Genomic DNA, 21,172 nt, shown 5'->3' with positions numbered 1-21,172 from the left:
ATTACGAAATTAAACACTGAACACTGGATGGCATGTCATTGTGGATTATTTACCCTTATTTGTTGAGCTGAAATCGCGTGCTGTTTTGCTGGTAGGCGGCGGAGAAGTCGCTTCTCGCAAGGCGGGCTTGCTATTGCGTGCGGGGGCAGCGTTAACGATTGCAGCTCCCGAATTACATCCTGAATTGCAACAATGTCATCAAAAAGGGGAACTTGAGTGGTTGCAGGGAGCATTTCATACGGACTATCTTGATGGCGTATTTTTGGTGATTGCAGCGACTGATGACCATAGTTTAAACCAATATGTTTTTGCAGAGGCTAATCGCCGCGCTATTTTGGTTAATGTGGTAGATGATCAGTCACTTTGCTCTGCTATTTTTCCATCAATTATTGATCGTTCTCCGGTTATGGTGGCTATCTCATCTGCTGGAAAATCACCTGTATTAACACGATTACTGCGGGAAAAATTGGAATCTCTGTTGCCCTTTCATCTCGGCACAATGGCGGAAATTGCGGGGCGTTGGCGTAACCGGGTGAAACAGAGCCTGACTTCTGTGCGCCAGCGTCGTTATTTCTGGGAAAAAGCATTTAACGGACGTTTTGCCACATTAGTTGCCAATGGGCAGTTACAACAGGCAGAAGAACAGTTGGATCAACAACTGCATGATGAACAACTGAAACAAACTAGTAAGCAGGGAGAATTGGTGTTAGTCGGGGCAGGCCCCGGTGATCCGGGTTTGCTGACTTTAAAAGGGCTGCAAGTGATCCAGCAAGCGGATGTGGTACTTTATGATCATCTGGTCAGCGCCGAAATACTTGAATTAGTCCGCCGTGATGCCGACAAAATCTGTGTAGGCAAAAGAGCAGGGTGCCATTCGGTTGCGCAGGAAGAGACCAATGCGTTGATCGTCAAATTGGCACATCAGGGGGAAAAAGTGGTTCGTCTGAAAGGAGGCGATCCCTTTATTTTTGGCCGTGGTGGAGAAGAATTACAGGTTGCCGCATCCGCAGACATTCCTTTTCAGGTTGTGCCTGGTATTACTGCTGCTATTGGCGCTTCTGCCTACGCGGGAATTCCCCTGACACACAGGGAACATTCTCAAAGCGTCACTTTTATTACCGGGCATTGCCGTGAAAATGGTAATGAACTGGACTGGCCCGCATTGGCGCGAGGCAATCAAACACTGGCGATTTATATGGGAGTCATAAAGTCAGCTCTGATTAGCCAGAAATTGATTTCACACGGGCGGAATGCCAACACTCCCGTTGCCGTGATTGGTTGTGGGACTCGCTCCGAACAACAAGTGTTAACCGGAACGCTGTCTGAACTGGAACGATTGGCACAGGATGCTCCATCTCCAGCATTGCTGGTGGTGGGAGAGGTGGCTCAACTTCACCATCAGTTAGCATGGTTCGCGCAGCGATCAGTTGAACAGGGATCCGCTGATCAGAAAAAGTCGTTAGATCAGAAAAAGTCGTTAGATCCAAAACAATCTGTTGTTCCGGTAAATCGCCCCGCTGTTGTTGACTTAGAATAAGGAATTATCAATGGAAGAAAAAAGACTGACCCATTTGCAGCAACTTGAAGCTGAAAGTATCCATATTATCCGCGAAGTCGCTGCTGAATTTGCCAATCCGGTAATGCTTTATTCCATTGGTAAAGACTCTTCGGTGATGCTGCATCTCGCACGTAAGGCATTTTATCCAGGAAAATTGCCTTTTCCGTTGTTGCATGTCGATACAGGCTGGAAGTTCCGGGAAATGTATGAATTCCGTGATCAGATAGCAGAAAAATATGGCTTCGAATTGCTGGTCTATCGTAATCCACAAGGTGAAGAGCTGGGTATTAATCCTTTTATTCACGGCAGTGCAAAACATACGGACATTATGAAAACGGAAGGATTGAAGCAAGCTCTGGACAAATATGGATTTGACGCCGCATTTGGCGGTGCAAGGCGTGACGAAGAGAAATCCCGCGCCAAAGAGCGTATCTATTCTTTCCGTGATCGCTCTCATCGTTGGGATCCCAAAAATCAGCGTCCGGAACTTTGGCGTAACTATAACGGCCAGATTAATAAAGGTGAAAGTATCCGTGTATTCCCGTTATCTAACTGGACAGAATTGGATATCTGGCAATACATCTATTTAGAACAGATAGATATTGTTCCTCTCTATTTTGCTAAACCTCGTCCGATTGTTCAGCGCGATGGCATATTGATTATGGTTGATGATGATCGTATCGATTTGAAATCAGGTGAAGTTATCAGTCAGCGCAAAGTTCGCTTCAGAACGTTGGGATGTTGGCCTTTGACTGGTGCTGTGGAATCGGAAGCGGAAACATTGCCGGAAATTATCGAAGAAATGTTGATATCAACAACCAGTGAGCGGCAAGGTCGGCTTATTGACAGTGATCAATCTGGTTCAATGGAGCTGAAAAAACGCCAGGGTTATTTTTAAGGCATAGCGTTATTTTTTGAGGGGAGAAGAATATGCCAGCACTTGCACATAATGAATCCATCGCTAATCAAATCAAACAGCAGGGTGGTGTTGAATCCTATTTGAAAGCACAGCAGGAAAAGGGATTATTGCGTTTTTTAACTTGTGGCAGTGTAGATGATGGCAAAAGTACCCTGATTGGTCGTCTGCTGCACGATACTCGCCAGATCTATGAAGATCAGCTTGCGACTTTGCAAAATGACAGTAAACGGCTAGGGACACAGGGGGAAAAGTTAGATCTGGCGCTTTTGGTAGATGGTCTTGCGGCTGAACGGGAACAAGGTATTACCATCGATGTGGCATACCGTTATTTTTCCACTGAGAAACGCAAGTTTATCATCGCAGATACACCGGGGCATGAGCAATATACCCGTAATATGGCAACAGGGGCGTCAACCTGTGATCTTTCGATTTTACTGATTGATGCGAGAAAGGGAGTACAGGAACAGACTCGCCGTCATAGCTTTATTAGTACGTTGCTAGGTATTCGCCATCTGGTGGTGGCAGTGAATAAAATGGATCTGATGGAATATAGACAAGAGATTTTCGCTCAAATCAAACAGGATTATTTACATTTCACTGAGCAGTTGCCTGCCGATTTGCATATTTATTTTGTCCCCATATCTGCGCTGGAAGGGGACAATATTGTCAGTCGCAGTGAAAATATGCCGTGGTATACCGGAGAAACGTTACTGGATATTCTTGAAACGGTTGATGTGCAGAAAAATGTTGCGAAGCAGTCACTGCGTTTTCCGGTGCAATATGTCAATCGTCCTGATCTGGATTTTCGCGGTTACAGCGGTACGTTGTCATCGGGAATTTTACATCAGGGGCAGAAAGTCAAAGTAATGCCATCAGGCAGAATTTCAACGGTTGAGCGGATCGTCACTTTCGACGGTGATTTACCTTTTGCCGTGCCGGGTGAAGCGATCACCATCGTGCTGAAAGATGAAATAGATATCAGCCGGGGTGACCTTTTGGTTGCGGTTGAAGATCAAATAATTGTCGCTCATCATGCGTTGGTAGATGTTGTCTGGATGTCAGAAAAGCCGCTGATTCAGGGGCAAAGTCTGGATATCAAGGTAGCTGGTAAAAAGAGCCGGGCCAAAATTGACAATGTGCAATATCAGGTAGATATCAATAACCTGACACAGAAAGTTGCGGTTGAGTTGCCACTGAATGCCATTGGACTGGTGGAATTTTCATTTGATGAGCCATTGCTTCTCGACAGTTACCAGCAAAATGCGGATACCGGCGGTATCATTCTGATTGACCGTTTGACTAATGTTACTGTTGGCGCTGGGTTGGTACGTGAAATTCAGACCGATGTTTATCAAGAGCCGAAAGAGTACAGTGAGTTTGAACTGGAATTCAATCGCTTAGTGCGTCGTCATTTCCCGCACTGGGGAGCTCGTGATTTATTGGGGGGAAAATAAGTGGCTCAGGTCGAAAATACTGATACCCTTTCCGATATTGTTCCCGATAATATTGTCTGGCATTCACATGATGTAAACAGAAAACAGCGGGAAGCCGTTAATGGGCATCCTGCTTTGGTTATCTGGTTTACCGGGTTATCAGGTTCAGGAAAATCCACGCTGGCGGGAATGTTGGAGCAAGCTTTATTCTCGCAGGGGATCAAAACCTATTTGTTGGACGGTGATAATGTGCGTCACGGTTTGTGCCGTGATTTGGGGTTTTCTGACGCTGATCGACAGGAGAATATCCGGCGTGTGGGAGAAGTTGCGAAATTAATGGTTGATGCCGGGCTGGTGGTATTGACGGCATTTATTTCTCCTAGCCGGGTTGAGCGACAAAAAATACGCCAATCAATGGAGTCTGGTCAATTTATTGAAGTATTTGTAGATACGCCTCTGGCGATTTGTGAATCCCGTGATCCGAAAGGTTTATATAAAAAAGCGCGAGCCGGTGAAATTCCGAATTTCACTGGAATTGATGCGACTTATGAAGTACCAGAGCAGCCTGATATTTATTTGGATGGTTCTCAACATATTGAATTATCAATGGAAAAATTGCTTATTGCACTCAATGAACGCTATATTGTGACTATTTAATATCCTGTTTAAATTTCCCATCCTCTGAGTAGATAGAAACACATTATTGCAGGCGAGGTAATGTGTTTCTACACTCATTTCATTTAATACTTTTCATTATGTCTTAATGATCACGTTTCAGAAGCAGTTTGTGATAGTGGCGTCATTCCTTGAGTTATGGGATGATTAGCGGGTTTTTCTGGGGGCGGAAATGGGTAAACTAACGCTACTATTACTGGTTTTACTTGGCTGGTTACAGTATTCGCTGTGGTTCGGCAAAAATGGTATCCACGATTATGTGCGAATTAAAGATGAGGTTGAAAAACAAGAGAAAGACAACCTTTTCCTTAAGTCACGCAATGACCAGTTATTTGCTGAAATTAAAGATCTGAAAAGCGGTCAGCAAGCAATTGAAGAACGTGCCCGCAATGAATTAGGTATGATTAAGCTGGGCGAATCTTTTTATCGCATGGTGCCGGATACAACGAAACAAAATTCACAACACTCTGTGAGCAGCAATACTTTGGGGCAAAATAGTGAACAATAACGTAAATAAATCATCCGCTCTTCATTATCCCACGATATTTTTATGACTGAATTTTATGACTAAATCTTATGACTGAAATAGTTGCCTTGATCCCGGCTGCTGGTATTGGCAGCCGGATGAAATCAGAGTGCCCGAAACAATATCTTAATGTTGTGGGAAAAACCATTATTGAACACACGCTGTCTGCATTATTTGAACAGCCCCGTATACAGCAAATTGTTATTGTGCTGAATCCTGCTGACACGCAATTTAACCAATTGGCTATTGCCTCTGATCCGCGTATCACTACCGTTATTGGTGGTGATGAACGTGCTGATTCTGTGCTGGCGGGACTGAATTACTTGTCAGGATTTTCACCGGAACGTTCAGTTTGGGTTTTAGTCCATGATGCAGCTCGTCCTTGTTTACACCGGGATGACCTTGATAACTTACTGCAATTGGTTGATAAAAACTCATGCTCTCTTGCCGTTAGTAGTGGATCGTTTTGTGGTGGATTACTGGCAGCTCCCGTCAGGGACACAATGAAACGTATGCTGGTTTCACCGGTGGAAAAAATATCTGCGGTAAACCCATTGTTTGTTGATCATACCGTTGATCGTAATGGTCTTTGGCATGCGTTAACTCCGCAGTTATTTCCTTTACAGCTATTACGTGATTGCTTGATTAAAGCGCTTTCAGAGCAAGCTTGCATTACGGACGAATCTTCAGCATTGGAATATTGCGGCCATCGTCCAGTACTGATCAAAGGAAGAGCGGACAATATTAAAGTGACCCAACCTGAAGATCTGGCATTGGCTGAGTTTTATCTATCCCGAAAATCAAAGGAACATATTGTATGAGAATTGGTCACGGTTTTGATGTACATAAATTTGGCGGAGAAGGGCCATTGATCATTGGCGGCGTCCGTATTCCTTATGAGCAGGGATTGATTGCACACTCAGATGGTGATGTTGCCTTACATGCTGCAACTGATGCTCTGTTGGGGGCTGCGGCTTTAGGAGATATCGGGAAATTGTTTCCAGATACTGATCCGGCCTTTAAAGGTGCAGATAGCCGTGAATTGCTGAAAGAAGCTTATCGGCGTATCCGTGAAAAAGGTTATCGGATGGGTAATCTTGATATCACAATTATCGCGCAGGCACCTAAAATGTTGCCCCATATTCCCCAGATGCGGGTTAATCTGGCAGAAGATCTTGAGTGTCATATGGATGACATTAACGTTAAAGCGACAACCACTGAAAAACTGGGATTTATTGGGCGTAAAGAAGGTATTGCCTGTGAAGCGGTGGCTTTGCTGGTGAAGGAATAAGTATGGTATTGAGTGAATTACATTGGCTTTATGGTCGCCCGGAAGCAACCGGCGTTGTTAAAGCAGCACCGGAAGATTTTATTGTTCGTGAGGATTTAGGCTTTTCTCCTGATGGAGAAGGCGAACATTTAATGGTACATATCCGTAAGACAGGATGTAACACTCAGTTTGTTGCCGATCATCTTGCTCGTTTTTCCAAAATATCAGCGCGCTCTGTCAGCTATGCGGGTTTAAAAGATCGTAATGCAGTGACTGAACAGTGGTTTTGTTTACATCTGCCGGGAAAACAAGATCCAGATCTAACTGCATTCCAGCTTGAAGGGTGTGAAATACTGGCTACCGCTCGCCAGAAACGCAAACTGCGCATTGGTGCATTGAAAGGTAATGACTTTACACTGATTTTAAGAGAAGTTTCTGATCGGCAATCAGTGGAAAAGCGCTTGCAGCTGGTAGCTCAGACAGGTGTTCCTAATTATTTTGGCGAACAGCGTTTCGGGCGTGATGGGCAGAATTTGGTTCAGGCACAACGTTGGGCAGAAAATGAAATACAGGTTAAAGAACGCAATCGCCGTAGCTTTTACCTTTCTGCTTGCCGCAGTGCTATGTTTAATACCATTACCAGCATACGTATTGCGCAGGGTGAGCATCAGCAGGTACAAAATGGTGACGCATTACAGTTAACAGGGCGTGGTAGTTGGTTTGTGGCTGACGAATCTGAACTGGTCGTATTACAGCAGCGGGTGATGGATGGAGAATTGCAGATCACCGCTCCATTACCGGGTGACAAAGTATTAGGGACACAACATCAGGCTCTGGGGTTCGAGCAACAATGTTTGCAGGATTACGAATTACTTTGGGCATTAGTTAAACGTGAGCGTGTAGAAAGTGCTCGCAGAGCGATGTTGGTGAAACCACTTAATCTGCGTTGGGAATGGCAGGATGACCAAACCGTCACTCTTCATTTTTCTTTGCCATCAGGTAGCTTTGCCACCAGTGTTGTCAGAGAATTGATTAATCAGGATAAAAATAACACTGCTGATATTGCTGAGTAGTGATTTTTTATTTCTGATTCCCTTCACTTATTTTCAGTCATATGGTTAGCGATATGACTGGAATTTTATTTCCTTTCCAACTAGTGAATTTAAATACACTTTCTTTTATTTTTTCTAAGGATTCTTTGTTTATTATATCTATAGATAATTTAACCATTTCAGTCAGGGGGCATATCAATTTTCTGTAACAGACGAACAATTTGCTGTCATCACTCACTCTTTTATCATTCCTCAGAAAGAAGAGGAATTTAATATTGTATTGCATCGCCATACAGAGACAGGTGTTTGAATAAAAGTAAGTACATACTGACTTGTATGGTAAGTATTTTCTTATTTAGACAGGCTGAATGCAAAGCGCTCTACAAAACGGGTTGCCTCATGCTAAGATCAAACGATTTTCTGGCAATCCTGATCTTGTCCGGGCGTAAGTTACACCATAAAAATAGGACAATGGATAGGGAAAGTTACAGTATCATTCTATGTTTTAATAAGTAAAATCAATGAGATATTTTAATGCTGCGGATATTGCTAAGTAATGATGATGGTGTCACTGCGCCGGGTATTCAAACTTTAGCGGCTAAATTGCGGGAACAATATCATGTGCAGGTTATTGCACCTGATCGTAACCGTAGCGGTGCGTCGAATGCTTTAACGTTGGATCGTCCTTTGCGTATCAGCGTATTGAGTAACGGTGATGTTGCAGTTCGGGAAGGAACACCGACAGACTGTGTTTACTTGGGGGTCAATAATTTAGTTCGCCCTCGCCCGGATATTGTGGTTTCAGGGATCAACTGTGGTCCCAATTTAGGTGATGATGTAATTTATTCCGGCACAGTTGCTGCTGCAATGGAAGGACGTCATTTAGGGTTACCCGCCCTTGCAGTATCACTTGATGGTGACAAATATTATGAAACAGCAGCAGAAGTCACTGTACGTTTATTGAATCTGTTACAAAAATTCCCATTGAGAGCCGGCAATATTCTAAACATCAATGTGCCTGATATACCTATTGAGCAAATCAAAGGGTTTAAGGTAACACGATGTGGTTGCCGAAGTGCGGCTGAAGAAGTTTATTCTCTGGAAGATCCCAAGGGCGATATGCTTTATTGGATAGGTCCTCCGGGAGAAAAGCGTGATGCTGGCCCGGAAACAGATTTTGCTGCGGTAGAAGAAGGGTTTGTCTCCATTACTCCTTTGCAGGTAGATTTGACAGCCTATAAAGCACAGGAATTGGTAGCTGATTGGTTGTTGAAAGTCGGGGATATGGGAGAATGTTAAGTCGGTCAATGAAAAATTTGCTGACACAATTGCGCCAGCAGGGAATACAGAACGAACACCTGCTGGATGTGATATCCAGAGTTCCCAGGGAATGCTTTGTTGATGAAGCTTTGGCGCATAAGGCATATGAAAACACAGCATTGCCCATTGGATCTGGGCAGACTATATCCCAGCCGTATATTGTTGCTCGTATGACTGAGCTACTGAATTTGACCCCTGAATCTAATGTGTTGGAGATTGGAACGGGGTCTGGCTATCAGACAGCTATACTTGCCCATTTAGCCAGACATGTTTTCTCCGTAGAACGTATTAAGGGGTTACAGTGGCAGGCTAAGCGCAGGTTAAAACAGCTCGATTTACATAATATTTCAACCCGCCATGGAGATGGTTGGAATGGTTGGCCGTCAAAGGGGCCATTTCATGCCATTATCGTCACAGCAGCACCTCCAGAAATACCACAGGCACTATTACATCAGCTGGCAGACGGCGGAGTGATGGTGTTACCAGTTGGTGAACGTTCTCAGTCGCTAAAAGTGGTACGTCGCTATGGGAACGATTTTCATAGTGAAGTAATCGAATCTGTTCGTTTTGTACCCCTGATCCAAGGCGAACTGGCATAATCTGCTGATTTATATTTTTTTGCCGCTATTTTTAAATTAGCCGTCATTTTTTGAGATAAAAAAGTATTTTGCTTTAAATATTTTTGTACATCTAAATTTCTTTATAAATCATCATGCTTATCACTTATATTTGCCTTTATGGGGGAATAAGGTATGAAAGTAGGAAACTTAATGAAAAAAATACAGTGGATAATAACCTGCATTATTGTAGGAGTAATTCTGACAGGTTGTAGTAATACAACGAACCGCCCTGCACCAATAGTGAGTGTAGACAATCAGGAAAAAAACAGAATAATGTCCTCCCGGAGCCCATCGGTTTCGATACCTATGCCATCTTCTCCCCCTGTCATTTCTACAAATCGACCAATAGAACATCGTGCTTCAGATAATAAATATCCAGTGAATCATGCTGGCAATACGGCTGCTCGGCAAGAGGGGATCGTCTATGACCGCAATTATGAGAACATTCCTAAAGGCAGCTATAACGGCGATACTTACACAGTTAAACATGGCGACACTTTATTTTACATTGCGTGGATTACTGGTAAGGATTTTAGTGAACTGTCTCACATAAATAGTATTTCAGAACCTTATAGCTTAAATGTTGGCCAAGTCCTGAGAATTGGTAACACAAACTCCAAGAATGGTGTATTAATAGCATCAAATAGTACTCAATCTAAAATTGAGCAGGTTGATTTTCAAAAAGGTAATGCGTATCCTGCAAATGTTGATAGGCAGAATCCTAGAAAAATGTTGCCAAGAGTAACAGTTTCTGATAGCGACGATACCACCTCTAAAGCATCGTCAGCGACAGATTTAAATGCGAGTAAGGCTATCAATAATTGGAGATGGCCTGCGGAAGGAAAAATTCTTGAAGGTTTCTCAGATTCTAGTGGTGGGAATAAAGGCATTGACATTGCGGGGAGTCGTGGTCAACCCGTTTTTGCAGCCGCTAGTGGAAAAGTTGTTTACGCCGGAAATGCATTACGCGGATATGGAAATCTAATAATAATAAAACATGATGATGACTACCTGAGTGCCTATGCTCACAATGATACTATTCTGGCGCGAGATCAGCAGGAAGTACAGGCAGGGCAAAAAATCGCCACTATGGGTAGCACCGGAACCAGTTCAGTAAGATTGCATTTTGAGATTAGATACAGGGAAAAATCCGTAAACCCGCTGCGTTATCTTCCGCAGCGATAAACCGGGGCAGGATCCTGAACTCCTGTCCGCATTATCATGGGTAGGAGCAGCTGATGAGCCAAGGTACGCTTAAAGTTAATGAGTTGTATGAAGAGGCGGATTTAGACGAAAGTGGCATGGAAGCCGATGACTTTGATGAAGCGTTGCTGAAAGACGAGGATGATTTAACTAGTCTTGATGAAGATTTGGATTTGTTGCAAGGAGTAAACCAGAGAGTTCTTGATGCAACACAGCTTTATCTCGGAGAGATTGGTTTTTCTCCTTTGTTGACAGCAGAGGAAGAAGTTCTTTTCGCCAGACGCGCATTGCGGGGAGATATTGCTGCACGCCAGCGTATGATTGAAAGTAATTTGCGGTTGGTAGTTAAGATTTCCCGTAGATATAGCAACCGAGGGTTGGCACTTTTGGATTTGATTGAAGAAGGTAATCTTGGTCTTATTCGAGCAGTAGAAAAATTCGATCCTGAAAGGGGTTTTCGTTTTTCCACTTATGCAACCTGGTGGATCCGCCAGACAATTGAACGGGCTATTATGAATCAAACTCGTACGATTCGTTTGCCTATTCATATCGTTAAAGAGCTAAATGTTTATTTACGTACAGCGAGAGAGCTGGCTCATAAATTGGATCATGAGCCAACTGTTGAAGAAATAGCGGAAAAACTGGATAAGCCAGTTGATGATGTAAGCCGTATGATGCGGCTTAATGAACGCATTACTTCCGTTGATACGCCAATTAGTGGGGATTCAGATAAAGCATTATTGGATATTTTATCTGATGAGAATGATTCAGGGCCGGAAACAACTATTCAGGATGACGATATGAAACAAAGTATTGTCAAATGGTTGTTTGAGCTGAACGCAAAACAACGTGAAGTTCTGGCTCGCCGTTTTGGTTTACTTGGGTACGAAGCGGAAACATTGGAAGATGTCGGGCGAGAAATTGGGTTAACCAGGGAAAGAGTCCGTCAGATCCAAGTGGAAGGGTTGCGTCGTCTCAGAGACATTCTGCACACCCAGGGTTTGAACATTGAATCATTATTCCGGACTTAATTTTTATGCCTAATAGAATTCAAGATATGGCTGAAAAAGCCGTAATTTGAAAGATAAAGAGATAATTGAATAAAAAGGTGGACTTATTAGCTCACCTTTTTATTTGTTATTTGGTTAATTTATTGGAACAATATGATTTCTGACGAAATCACTATTTATATCAGTGTAACTATTTATAGGCATTCCATTATGGAATTTGAAATCGGGATCTGGTGATTGAATAAGTTCAGCTTCAATTTGACCAAAATATTTCACTCTTTCGGTAAATCTTCTTTAGAGATAGATTGAGCCAGCGTTAAATAATCCTGATAATGGCGCGCTGCTGAAAGCAGCAGGGAAATATAAAATTTACCCAACTCTTCATCCAGATGGGGAGCCAGTTTCACGAAACGCTCGCAAGAGCGTGCTTCAATATATGCCCCAATAATCAACTTATCTACCAAAGTGTAAGGTTCATGGTTCGTGATATGCTGAAATAATGATTTGGCATAACGATTGGCGCTTTGGGCTGCTTTTAATTCGCATAGAAGATGATCACATAGTAAAACCGGAAGATTTTCCGGTTGTCGTGCTTTTTCTACCCATTGATCCGGTGTTTCACACTGTAAAAATTGATAAATTGGCTCTAACAGGCTGATATCACATTTCATTTGTAAACCCGTCATTTTTATACCATGTCATTTTTACACCATGTCTTTCAAACGATAAATCCAATCCAATGCTTGGCGTGGAGTCAGGGAATCCGGATTCAGATTTTCCAATGCTTCAACCGCAGGAGAAGTTTCTTCTGTCAGTAGCGCCAATTGCGGTGTATCGACATGACCTGCTGTTGCGTTGTTGGAGAGCGACTCCAGTTCTTTTAATTTTTGGCGTGCTCGTTTGATAACATCGCGGGGAACTCCTGCCAGTGAAGCAACAGCTAACCCGTAGCTTTTGCTAGCTGCACCCTCTTGAACATTGTGCATAAAAGCGATGGTATCGCCATGTTCAACAGCATCCAGATGGATATTAACCACGCCTTCCAGCTTTTCGGGTAGTGTCGTTAATTCAAAATAGTGAGTAGCAAACAGCGTCATTGCTTTAATGCGGTTAGCCAGATTTTCAGCGCAAGCCCAGGCGAGGGAAAGACCATCGTAAGTTGATGTACCACGCCCGATCTCATCCATCAGAACCAGACTATGCTCTGTTGCGTTATGCAGGATATTGGCGGTTTCGGTCATTTCCACCATGAAAGTTGAACGCCCTGAAGCCAGATCATCGGAAGCCCCTACCCGAGTGAAAATACGGTCTACAGGCCCAATTACGGCTTTTTCAGCAGGAACAAAACTGCCGATATACGCCAATAACGTAATTAAGGCTGTCTGACGCATATAAGTACTTTTACCCCCCATATTCGGCCCTGTGATGATTAACAGGCGACGTTGCGATGAAAGCGTTAATGGGTTTGCAATAAAAGGCTCACTGAGCACCTGCTCAACAACCGGATGACGACCGCCCGTGATTTGTATCCCGGCTTTATCAGTCAGGGTCGGGCAGGTATAGTTCAATGTTTCAGCGCGTTCAGTCAGGTTTGCCAGAACATCTAATTCTGAAAGAGCTTCCGCACTGGTTTGCAACGCAGCCAGATGAGGGAGCAATAAATCGAACAGTTCTTCATACAGCGCTTTTTCGATAGCGAGTGCTTTACCTTTGGAAGTCAGAACCTTATCTTCATATTCTTTTAGTTCAGGAATAATGTAACGTTCTGCGTTTTTCAGGGTTTGGCGGCGTACATAATGAATCGGTACGAGATGGCTTTGTCCACGGCTGACCTGAATATAGTAACCATGCACAGCATTGAAGCCGACTTTCAGGGTATCAATACCAAGCTTTTCACGTTCGCGGATTTCCAGTCTGTCAAGATAATCACTGGCGCCATCTGCCAATGCCCGCCATTCGTCTAACTCAGCATTATAGCCGATTGCAATCACACCACCATCACGGACCAGAACCGGGGGTGTTTCGACAATCGCCTTTTCCAACAGTGTCTGTAACTCATCAAAATGACCGATGCGTTGTTGCAATATTTGGATATAAGGAGAATCAGAGGAGGCCATAATCTGATGAATATCAGGTAATTGCTGGAACGCGTGACGCATTCTTGCCAGATCACGGGGACGAGCGGAACGAAGCGCAAGGCGGGCAATTACACGTTCTAAGTCACCAACCTGACGTAAAAATGGTTGTAGCTCAAAGCCGATCTCTTGGAGTGCAGAAATAGCCTGCTGACGATTTTCCAGTATGTTCCTGTCACGGATCGGAGTATGCAGCCAACGTTTCAGCATGCGGCTGCCCATTGGTGTCACACACTGGTCGAGCACAGAAGCCAGCGTATTTTCAGTACCTCCCGACAGATTTTGGGTCAATTCGAGATTACGGCGGGTTGCAGCATCCATGATGACCGTTTCTTGCTGACGTTCCATCGTGATATTACGGATATGAGGCAGAGCAGTACGCTGAGTATCTTTGACATATTGCAGCAGACAACCCGCAGCCCGCAGCGCCAGCGTGGTTTTTTCCACACCAAAACCTATCAGGTCACGAGTACCAAATTGCAAATTTAATTGTTGTCTTGCGGTATCCAGTTCAAATTCCCACATTGGGCGGCGGCGCAGACCGTGGCAGCGCTCAATTAGTGCCATATGACCGAAGGTTTCAGGATAGAGCAATTCTGCCGGGCGGGTACGCTGGAGTTCAGCAGCGATGGTGTCCTCATCAGCCATTTCAGAAACCCGGAAACGACCGGAAGTGATATCCAAAGTAGCATAACCGAATCCCTGACTGTCATGCCAGATAGCCGCCAGAAGATTGTCCTGACGTTCTTGCAACAATGCTTCATCAGTGACAGTACCCGGAGTTACGATACGTACAACTTTACGTTCAACAGGGCCTTTACTGCTGGCAGGATCACCAACCTGCTCACATATTGCCGCAGATTCACCAAGTTGAACCAGTTTTGCCAGATAGTTTTCGATTGCATGATAAGGAACCCCTGCCATTGGAATTGGCTGGCCTGCGGATTGTCCACGTTTAGTCAGTGAAATATCCAGTAACTTTGCCGCCTTTTTGGCATCGTCATAGAACAATTCATAAAAGTCACCCATGCGGTAAAGTAGCAGAATGTCCGGGTGTTGCGCTTTCAGTCGCAGATACTGCTGCATCATAGGGGTATGGCTATCTATATCCTTTGCTTGAGATTCTTTTATATTGATTTGATTCAATTTTTTTATTCCTGTTGACTCGGTTGGGCTATCGACACTCAGTCAACCCATCGAAATGACAAAACCTAAATATAATCAGCTAAGGATAGAACGCTAATGAACCTCATGCTGGGCGAAAACACTATCTTATCACTGATAATCTGTGTGATTCATCTGTGGATTAGATTGTTTACATTAAGAGCAAGAGCTGTAGGGTTAGGGTATCAGGATTGTCATCGGGAATGTATCAGATTTTCTGACTACTAAGCAGGATTGCGAAGCCGCTCGATTTAAATCATTTTGTTATGTATACCACTATGCTACTACTGTTTTTGGCACATAGTACATGAACAGGTATGAGGATTGTCTGGAATCCCCGTAGCAATAAATCTAATATTGCTACATAAACATCCACCCCGATATTCTGATGTATTCTAGCTCTTCCTTATATAACGTTGTGATATATTGAACTACTCTCATTTAGAGCTTGGCAGATTTAAGAGGAAATAAAAGTGGCGGCTTATCAACCTCTTTATAGCATTACTCCCACCATACTAAATTGTGTTATACAGATAGGTGAGTTGTTGGGGTGTTGGTCATCACAAAGTAAAAATACTTCACCCTTGTTACGTAAAGAAAACCGGATCCGTACAATTCAGGCTTCAGTAGCTATTGAGTATAATAGCCTGTCTACTGAACAAGTGACGGCTATTATGGATGGGAAACGTGTACTGGCCCCTGCAAAAGATATTCAGGAGGTACGCAATGCCATATTAGCCTATGAGAAATTGCCGGAATGGCAGAGTTATCAATTAGCTGACTTATTGGCAGCCCACCATTTATTAATGGGTGGATTAGTGGATAGGCCGGAAAAATTGCGTTGCAGTGATGTTGGCATTTATTGGGAAAATCAATTGATTCATATGGCTCCACCCGCTAGTCAGGTATCGCGCTTGATTAGTGAATTGCTTATGTGGTTAAAGCAAACTGATATCCATCCATTGATCTCTGGTGCTATTTTTCATTATGAGTTTGAGTTTATTCATCCATTTGCTGATGGTAATGGACGTATGGGGCGATTATGGCAGACATTGATTTTGAGTGAGTGGCGCCCAGAATTAGCATGGTTGCCAGTGGAAACATTAATTCACCATCAGCAGCAGGAATATTATCAGGTATTAAGAAAATGTGATCGAGCTGGAGATTGTACGTTATTTATTGATTTTATGCTGGAAAAATTGGTCGAAGTGCTGAAAGAAGGTATTAATACAAAACAGCAGAGTGTCGCAATGTCGGTAGAAATGTCGGTAGAAAATCTTCAGCTACTGAATATGACTTCGCAAAAAATCCTGTTGACTATTGTTAAGCAGCCAGCAATAACCATATCTCAATTGGCTGACAAGTTGGAAGTAAGCTGTCGCACGGTAGAAAGAAACATAAAAGTATTACAGGAAAATGGTCATTTAATTCGGGTTGGTGCAAAAAAAACAGGATATTGGCAGGTTAAGCAATAGGCGACATGTGATAGATATTATATATGACATCTCAGAATTTCACGGAGAAGAGGAGGGCGCTCTTGTGGTTGTCATTATACTTTCTTTTATTGCTTCCATTAATATAATGATTGCATTTCAATAGTAAGAAAAAATATAGCAGATCCATCAATAAATAAAAGGCTTTTGCTATTTTATTACTGAGATAAAACAGCAGAAACCAATAATTAAGTGATACGACTCACTTATTTATTCAAACAGTGGCAGGTAACGATCTCGCGACCAGCGGTAATATAAAGCCAGTATATTATTTATTTCTTCAGGAACACATTTTTCAGGAGAAAAAGCATTATCCGGGGAAATTTCAGTATCACCATTAACCCATTCAAACATTTCCTGATACTCATCATGAGTAGGATCTTTAAGAATATTAATCAGATCTACATAACCATAGATTCCGCCACAATCTTCGGGTGGACAGGCTTGTTCACCTTCAAGGCAGAAGATTGGCATAGGTAATTCTTCGGGAGAATAGTTACTGTTTTCTAATAAAACTTCATGCTCCCAGGCATCGCCAAAGTCATAAAGATAAATGAATTTGCTTCCTTTACGCTTGATAAGTGAATCAAGTTTGAATTTCCCTTCTTCCAGACCTTCTTCTGACTCTTCCGGCATTTCAGTAAAGCGTTTAGAACCAAAAACAAACTCATGTAAATGGCTATCTTCCCAGCCCATAACGATTTGAATTACATCATGTAATCTATCCAGTGAAATATTGGATGGAATAATGAAACGACGCCATATAGCAGGTTTTGTTTCCGTAAGTGTAATCTTTAACTGATAAAACTTTTCCATTTTTCGCCCTTAATTACTTGGATAACTGATACTGATAGGGAAGTATATTGAGTGTTGGAAAACTACATTACAGTATGAAGTGTACATAATGAGAATGCGAACAAATTTTAATAAATAACTTGAGTTATTCACTGATGCAAGGGCATTATTAAGGGCGGGTCCTACATGCTGAAAAATAAGAGAAAATAAATGACAAATAGCAATAATATATTGATAAAAAATGCAGAAGAAATAAAACGAATGGAGATCACCGGGCGTTTGACCGGGCAGGTGCTTGAAGCTGTTCGGCCGATTATCATTCCGGGAATAACGACTTTGGAAATAGATGCATTTTGTCATGACTATATTGTTAATACTCTCGGAGCAATTCCCGGTAGCTTAGGGCAATATGGCTTTCCCTATACTGCCAATACATCGGTTAATCATGTTGTCTGCCACGGTTGGCCATCGGATAAGAAACTGAAAAATAGTGATATTGTCAATGTGGATGTGACGGTTAAAAAAGATGGCTACTATGGCGATAGTAGTGTCACGTTTTGTGTCGGTGAAGTTGCTTCTCATGCCAAGCGCTTGGTGGACGTGACGCAGGAGTGTCTGTATAAGGCAATCAAGATTGTAAAGCCGGGGATCACATTGGGAGATATCGGGCAGACAATACAGCAGCACGCTGAGGCGAATAATTATAGCGTTGTACGCGAATATTGTGGTCATGGGATAGGCAGCAATATGCATGAAGAGCCTCAGATTCTGCACTATGGTAGAGCTGGTGAAGGGGTTGTATTGGAAGAAGGTATGACTTTCACAATTGAACCGATGATTAATCAGGGGAAAAAAGAGATCAAATTGCATAAGGATGGCTGGACAGTGACAACAAAAGATCGTCGATTATCAGCTCAGTTTGAACATACTATTTTGGTTACTCATGATGGTTTTAAGGTTTTGACTCTACGGGATGAAGAGCGTGAAGTTTTTGAGCGTTGTATATACCCTATGGATCTCAACATAATTAACCAATAAATATCAATTTTTTTATAATTACTTGAAATTATGGGGATTTTAATCGCTTGAAAGACGATGCCATTGATTAAGGTTTATGAACAATGAGCTTATTCACAAAATTAGGCAGGTTTTAATTGCTCTGAAACCACTAATAGAAGGATTCTGACCGCTTAATGTGTTATTCCGCCGTTGACCCAGATCCTTCTAATATCGCAGCAGGAAGTTTCATATCATAGTGCAGTGTGGCGAGTAGTGTTTCTTTCCTCTGTGTTCAGATAACTGGTTTCTTGAAGTGAAAGTAAAAAGAGTAACTTGCTGTTCGTCTTACCTTAAAAAGGGTGTTTTATGAACAATAATAAATTTTTAAAACATGTCCCCTGGATAATATTGGGGATAATTGGGGCATGTTGCCTCGGGGTTGTTGCACTGCGTCGGGGAGAACATGTTAGTGCTTTATGGATAATTGTTGCTTCCGTAGCAGTTTATTTGGTTGCCTATCGGTATTACAGCCTTTACATCGCCACAAAGGTGATGAAGCTGGATGCAACTCGGGCAACACCCGCTGTTGTTAATAATGATGGCCTTAATTATGTTCCTACCAACAAAAATGTTCTGTTTGGTCACCACTTTGCAGCTATTGCAGGGGCGGGGCCATTAGTCGGGCCTGTGTTGGCGGCGCAAGTCGGTTATCTGCCGGGGACATTGTGGTTGCTGGCCGGAGTTGTGCTTGCTGGTGCAGTACAAGATTTTATGGTGTTGTTTATCTCTTCTCGTCGTAACGGAGCGTCATTAGGAGAGATTGTTAAAGAAGAGATGGGACGGGTTCCGGGCACAATCGCTCTATTTGGTTGTTTCTTGATTATGATTATTATTCTGGCAGTACTGGCACTAATTGTGGTGAAAGCATTGGCAGAAAGTCCATGGGGAGTATTTACCGTTTGTTCCACAGTACCGATTGCACTTTTCATGGGGATCTACATGCGATATATCCGTCCGGGTCGCGTGGGAGAAGTTTCGGTTATTGGTATCTTGATGTTGATCGCTGCAATCTGGTTTGGTGGTGTTGTAGCGGTTGATCCTTACTGGGGGCCTGCTTTAACTTTTAAAGATACTACTATCACTTATGCGCTGATTGGATATGCGTTTGTTTCTGCATTATTGCCAGTTTGGTTGATCCTGGCTCCACGAGATTATCTGGCGACTTTCCTGAAAATTGGTGTGATTGTTGGTTTGGCGATTGGGATTGTGATCCTCAATCCTGATCTGAAAATGCCAGCCGTTACACAATTTGTTGATGGTACAGGGCCTGTCTGGAAAGGTACATTATTCCCATTCTTGTTTATCACTATTGCTTGTGGTGCAGTCTCTGGTTTCCATGCACTGATCTCTTCTGGTACAACACCTAAATTGCTGGCAAACGAAAAAGATGCGCGCTTCATTGGCTATGGCGCGATGTTGATGGAGTCGTTTGTTGCCATTATGGCACTGGTTGCGGCATCTATTATCGAACCAGGGCTTTATTTTGCCATGAACACGCCTCCGGCTGCGCTGGGCATCACTATGCCTGATCTGCACAATCTGGGAACTGCGGAAGCTCCAATGATTATGGCTGCGTTGAACGATGTGACCACACAAGCCGCAGCAGTAGTTAGTTCCTGGGGTTTTGTTATTTCACCAGATCAAATTCTGCAAACAGCAAAAGACATTGGTGAACCCTCTGTCCTGAATCGTGCCGGAGGAGCGCCAACTCTGGCAGTGGGTATTGCCCATGTATTCCATCAGATTGTCCCGGTTGCAGATATGGGCTTCTGGTATCACTTTGGTATTCTGTTTGAAGCGTTATTCATTCTGACAGCTTTGGATGCGGGTACACGCTCTGGCCGTTTTATACTACAGGATTTGTTAGGGAATTTTGTACCGTTCCTGAAAAAAACGGATTCTCTGATTGCGGGGATGATCGGTACAGCGGGTTGTGTAGGTATGTGGGGCTATCTGTTGTATCAGGGTGTCGTTGATCCATTGGGTGGTGTCAAGAGTCTGTGGCCGCTGTTTGGGATCTCGAACCAAATGCTGGCAGCTGTTGCACTGGTACTGGGTACTGTTGTGCTGATCAAAATGAAACGTACTAAATACATTTGGGTCACTGTTGTGCCTGCGATCTGGTTGCTGATTTGTACTACCTGGGCGTTGGGATTGAAATTATTCAGCGACAACCCCAAACTGGAAGGTTTTTTCTTCCTGGTAAAAGAGTATAAACAGCGTATTGCAGAAGGCGGAGCAGAATTGACCGCGCAGCAGATTAGTAACATGAATCACATTGTTGTGAACAACTATACCAACGCGGGTTTAAGTATTTTGTTCCTTGTTGTGGTCTATAGCATCATTATTTATGGTATTAAGGCCGCGATAAAAGCGAATAAAAATCCGGAACGTACAGATAAAGAAACACCTTATGTCCCTGTTCCAGAAGGTGGGGTAAAAGTTTCTTCTACGCACTGATGGAATACTCAAACCGATAGCAGATACATAAAACTGCATTGGTAATAGCTATCCCCACATAATCGCCTTTGTATTATGTGGGGCCTTTCTTTAAGGTATGGGGTTAAGGAATAGTTTTTGAAAGAAATAGCTTTTGGGAACAGCGATTGGAGAACATTATGTTTGGTAATCTTGGGCGAGCCGGAAAATATTTAGGGCAAGCTGCCCGTATGCTGGTGGGGGTTCCTGACTATGACACTTATGTACAGCATATGAAGGATAATCATCCTGATCAGTCTCATATGACTTATGAAGAATTTTTCCGTGAACGTCAGAATGCACGTTATGGTGGTGATGGTAAAGGTGGTATGCGCTGTTGCTAGCCTACTAAATGGAAGCGCGATTTGACACGATGAAAAAAGCCAGCGAAATTGTTTTGCCGGCTTAATCATATTTTTCGAATACTGTAACCTACGGTTTTAAGATAAATGAATCTAGCTT

The 21,172-nt window shown here is 43.0% G+C and carries 18 protein-coding genes and 2 pseudogenes; 16 read left to right on the top strand and 4 right to left on the bottom strand.

All coding sequences use genetic code 11. From position 1 onward, the window contains the following. The first annotated feature begins 40 nt into the window (after positions 1–40). From cysG to rpoS, 12 genes are all read left to right on the top strand, one after another. Positions 41–1,537, top strand: a complete 1,497-nt coding sequence (cysG, locus tag Xbud_RS09765) for a siroheme synthase CysG (RefSeq protein ID WP_099135883.1) — start codon at positions 41–43, stop codon at positions 1,535–1,537. 10 nt (positions 1,538–1,547) lie between these two features. Beyond that, the gene (gene cysD / locus Xbud_RS09760) at positions 1,548–2,456 is read left to right on the top strand and encodes a sulfate adenylyltransferase subunit CysD (protein WP_099135882.1); all 909 of its coding nucleotides are present in this window, start codon (positions 1,548–1,550) and stop codon (positions 2,454–2,456) included. 32 nt (positions 2,457–2,488) lie between these two features. Then, positions 2,489–3,931 (top strand): sulfate adenylyltransferase subunit CysN, encoded by a 1,443-nt coding sequence (cysN, locus tag Xbud_RS09755; RefSeq protein ID WP_099135881.1) that lies wholly within the window; start codon positions 2,489–2,491, stop codon positions 3,929–3,931. Continuing rightward, on the top strand, positions 3,932–4,567 hold the full coding sequence (gene cysC, locus Xbud_RS09750; protein WP_099135880.1) for an adenylyl-sulfate kinase: 636 nt from the start codon (positions 3,932–3,934) through the stop codon (positions 4,565–4,567). It abuts the gene before it with no gap. 190 nt (positions 4,568–4,757) lie between these two features. After that, positions 4,758–5,093, top strand: a complete 336-nt coding sequence (gene ftsB / locus Xbud_RS09745; protein ID WP_099135879.1) for a cell division protein FtsB — start codon at positions 4,758–4,760, stop codon at positions 5,091–5,093. A gap of 68 nt (positions 5,094–5,161) precedes the next feature. Continuing rightward, positions 5,162–5,932 (top strand): 2-C-methyl-D-erythritol 4-phosphate cytidylyltransferase, encoded by a 771-nt coding sequence (ispD, locus tag Xbud_RS09740; RefSeq protein ID WP_099135878.1) that lies wholly within the window; start codon positions 5,162–5,164, stop codon positions 5,930–5,932. Further along, positions 5,929–6,402 (top strand): 2-C-methyl-D-erythritol 2,4-cyclodiphosphate synthase, encoded by a 474-nt coding sequence (ispF, locus tag Xbud_RS09735; RefSeq protein WP_099135877.1) that lies wholly within the window; start codon positions 5,929–5,931, stop codon positions 6,400–6,402. Before ispD ends, ispF begins: the two co-directional genes overlap by 4 nt. 2 nt (positions 6,403–6,404) lie before the next feature. Further along, entirely contained in the window at positions 6,405–7,454 is a 1,050-nt protein-coding gene (gene truD, locus Xbud_RS09730; protein ID WP_099135876.1) for a tRNA pseudouridine(13) synthase TruD, read from the top strand. A 513-nt stretch (positions 7,455–7,967) separates the two neighbouring features. Next, positions 7,968–8,732, top strand: coding sequence for a 5'/3'-nucleotidase SurE (surE, locus tag Xbud_RS09725; RefSeq protein ID WP_099135875.1), 765 nt, complete (start codon positions 7,968–7,970; stop codon positions 8,730–8,732). Next, positions 8,726–9,352 carry a protein-L-isoaspartate(D-aspartate) O-methyltransferase gene (locus Xbud_RS09720; protein WP_099135874.1) on the top strand — a complete coding sequence of 209 codons (627 nt, stop codon included), beginning with the start codon at positions 8,726–8,728 and terminating at the stop codon, positions 9,350–9,352. Before surE ends, Xbud_RS09720 begins: the two co-directional genes overlap by 7 nt. 153 nt (positions 9,353–9,505) lie before the next feature. Beyond that, positions 9,506–10,558, top strand: coding sequence for a murein hydrolase activator NlpD (gene nlpD, locus Xbud_RS09715; RefSeq protein ID WP_099135873.1), 1,053 nt, complete (start codon positions 9,506–9,508; stop codon positions 10,556–10,558). A 53-nt stretch (positions 10,559–10,611) separates the two neighbouring features. After that, the gene (rpoS, locus tag Xbud_RS09710; protein ID WP_099135872.1) at positions 10,612–11,607 is read left to right on the top strand and encodes an RNA polymerase sigma factor RpoS; all 996 of its coding nucleotides are present in this window, start codon (positions 10,612–10,614) and stop codon (positions 11,605–11,607) included. A gap of 114 nt (positions 11,608–11,721) precedes the next feature. Here rpoS and miaE read toward each other — a convergent pair. From miaE to Xbud_RS21600, 3 genes and pseudogenes are all read right to left on the bottom strand, one after another. Continuing rightward, a pseudogene (miaE, locus tag Xbud_RS09705) lies at positions 11,722–12,257 on the bottom strand (tRNA isopentenyl-2-thiomethyl-A-37 hydroxylase MiaE). A gap of 33 nt (positions 12,258–12,290) precedes the next feature. Then, positions 12,291–14,810 (bottom strand): DNA mismatch repair protein MutS, encoded by a 2,520-nt coding sequence (gene mutS / locus Xbud_RS09700; protein WP_099135896.1) that lies wholly within the window; start codon positions 14,808–14,810, stop codon positions 12,291–12,293. A 359-nt stretch (positions 14,811–15,169) separates the two neighbouring features. Further along, a pseudogene (locus tag Xbud_RS21600) lies at positions 15,170–15,256 on the bottom strand (GFA family protein); the annotation flags it as partial. 102 nt (positions 15,257–15,358) lie between these two features. On the opposite strand from Xbud_RS21600, the gene Xbud_RS09690 reads away from it, so the two are divergent. Further along, entirely contained in the window at positions 15,359–16,360 is a 1,002-nt protein-coding gene (locus Xbud_RS09690) for a Fic family protein (protein WP_099135871.1), read from the top strand. Positions 16,361–16,588: 228 nt separating this feature from the next. On the opposite strand, the gene Xbud_RS09685 is transcribed toward Xbud_RS09690, so the two are convergent. Then, a complete protein-coding gene (locus Xbud_RS09685; RefSeq protein WP_099135870.1) occupies positions 16,589–17,194 on the bottom strand; it encodes a plasmid pRiA4b ORF-3 family protein in 606 nt (201 codons plus the stop codon). Positions 17,195–17,383: 189 nt separating this feature from the next. Between Xbud_RS09685 and map the strand changes: the two genes are divergently transcribed. From map to Xbud_RS09670, 3 genes are all read left to right on the top strand, one after another. Further along, a complete protein-coding gene (gene map, locus Xbud_RS09680; RefSeq protein WP_099135869.1) occupies positions 17,384–18,211 on the top strand; it encodes a type I methionyl aminopeptidase in 828 nt (275 codons plus the stop codon). Between the two features lie 327 nt (positions 18,212–18,538). Continuing rightward, complete coding sequence (locus Xbud_RS09675; protein WP_099135868.1) at positions 18,539–20,692, top strand: carbon starvation CstA family protein; 2,154 nt, start codon at positions 18,539–18,541, stop codon at positions 20,690–20,692. A 158-nt stretch (positions 20,693–20,850) separates the two neighbouring features. Beyond that, positions 20,851–21,054, top strand: coding sequence for a YbdD/YjiX family protein (locus Xbud_RS09670; protein ID WP_099135867.1), 204 nt, complete (start codon positions 20,851–20,853; stop codon positions 21,052–21,054). The last annotated feature ends 118 nt before the right edge of the window (positions 21,055–21,172 follow it).

Origin of the sequence: Xenorhabdus budapestensis (assembly GCF_002632465.1) — a bacterium.
GTDB classification, from domain to species: domain Bacteria; phylum Pseudomonadota; class Gammaproteobacteria; order Enterobacterales; family Enterobacteriaceae; genus Xenorhabdus; species Xenorhabdus budapestensis.
Note: the sequence above shows the minus strand (reverse complement) of the source record. Positions and strands in the feature narration are given on the sequence as shown.